The following is a 1,686-nucleotide window of genomic DNA, read 5'->3' as shown; positions in this document are numbered from 1 at the left end:
GAATCCTGCCACTGCTGAATCTCTTCAATCACCGTGGTGAACGGGGTAAACGGCGAGGGCGCGGGCGTTGCTCCGGCGCAAAGGGCGGCATAGATCGCCGCGACGCGTTGGGTCAGCGCTTCAAAACTGAAGCCATCCACCAGTAAATGGTGATAGCGCTGATACCACAACCAGCTACCGTCGCCGATACGCATCAGCGCGTGGCGATAGAGCGGTTTGTCACCGTCGGCGGGCAGCTCGGCGGCGAGATCCGCCTGCATCAGTTTGTGCGCCTGGCTGGTGGCATCGGCGCGCTGGCTGAAATCATGCCATTCCGGCGCGACCGGCGCTTGCGCACCGAACCACTGCGCCGGATTGCCATTATCGTCAAGGCCGAAGCGCGCCTGCACAGTATCGGCTTCCGCCATCGCTTGCTGAATGGCGCTGTCCAGCGCCGCCCGATTGATGTCGCCGTGCAGCACGCTGTAGTGCGCCACGGTAAATTGATTGCGCTGCTGCGCAATGCTGTCAGCAATCCAGATGCCGGGCTGCGCCGCGACCAGTGGATAGGCCGCTGAATGGACCTGTTTGAACGTTGCCAAGAGACAATTCCTGTCGAGAAAAACAATTTAAAAAAGAGAAAGTTAAAGAAAATTAATGCGCGGTAGACGACGTCTGTTGCGTCGCTGGCCGCATGTCGTGCCAGTTTGCTTCGATAAACTCAATGGCGGCGCTGCGCGTCAGCGGTCCCGCCACGTTGTGCCAGCCTGCCGGAACCGGGGCAAAAGCCGGCCACAGGCTGTATTGCTGACGCGCGTTGAGCAGCACCAGAAAATCGAGCGCGTCGTTATCAAACGGATTCTGTTGTTCAGACATGGTTATTACCTTTAGAAGGTGAGGTTGTGGGGAGAAAATTGGCCAGCAGCCAGCGGCAGCCGTCGATCAGACCGCCACGCCAGCACAACGCATCGTGCCCTCCGGCGAAGCGGCGAAAATGTAATTCATGGCCTGCGGCTTGCAGCGCCGGGACGATCTGCTGGTTGACGTACACCATGTCTTCCTCGCGATCGCCCACTTCCTGGAAAATATTCAGCTTGCCCGGCGGTAACTCGCCCTGTTGCAGCCGTTCCAGTAACAAACCCGGCGCATGCTGCTCGCGGTTGGCGTAGTCGCGGATGTATTGCAGATGCGGCCACCAGAAGGAGCCCGATTGCGTGAGAATGCGGCCAAAACGCTGTGGCCAGTGCAAACCGGCATACAGCGCGGCGAGTCCGCCGTAGCTTTGCCCGGCCACCAGCGTGCGGTCGGCGTCGCTGCTGAACGCCGCGTGCTGGCGTGCCAGCGGTAACAGTTCCTGCTGCACCGCCTGCCAAAAGGTTTCATTGCACGGCAGTTCGGCTTCGCGATGCTGGCTATCAATCACATCAATAAACAGCCAGCAGGCGGGCGGAAGTTCGCCATCGGCGGTGACCTGATCCAGCGCGCTGAAAATCGGTTGGCCGTACACCCAGTTTTGTCCATCGAGCAGGATCGCCAGCGGACGCTGTTCGGGCTGAGCGGTTGTGCCGGTGCTGTAGAGCCAGACGTTGCGCGTAACGTTGAGCAACGTGCTTTGCCACTGCAGGGTTTGCAGCGTATCTGGCCAGGTTTCCGCCATGCCTGCATCCAGCGCGCGCCAGGCTGATTGATGCGGTGCATCCGGCATGT

The 1,686-nt window shown here is 60.1% G+C and carries 3 protein-coding genes; all 3 read right to left on the bottom strand.

The annotated features are described in order from the left end of the window. A partial coding sequence (locus tag RTY00_RS24525; RefSeq protein ID WP_312666713.1) for a condensation domain-containing protein occupies positions 1 to 581 on the bottom strand: 581 nt, incomplete at its 3' end. A 52-nt stretch (positions 582 to 633) separates the two neighbouring features. Then, complete coding sequence (locus RTY00_RS24520) at positions 634 to 855, bottom strand: MbtH family protein (protein WP_176973441.1); 222 nt, start codon at positions 853 to 855, stop codon at positions 634 to 636. Further along, positions 848 to 1,686 (bottom strand): enterochelin esterase (fes, locus tag RTY00_RS24515; protein ID WP_312666712.1); only part of this gene is annotated, 839 nt, incomplete at its 5' end. The genes RTY00_RS24520 and fes, both read right to left, overlap by 8 nt.

The organism is Pantoea sp. CTOTU49201, assembly GCF_032054795.1.
Lineage (GTDB): Bacteria > Pseudomonadota > Gammaproteobacteria > Enterobacterales > Enterobacteriaceae > Pantoea > Pantoea symbiotica.
This window is presented reverse-complemented; position numbering and strand designations above follow the sequence as displayed.

Coding starts and splice junctions, on each gene's coding strand:
- RTY00_RS24520 (WP_176973441.1), bottom strand. CDS start 855: ATGTCTGAACAACAGAATCCGTTTGATAACGACGCGCTCGATTTTCTG.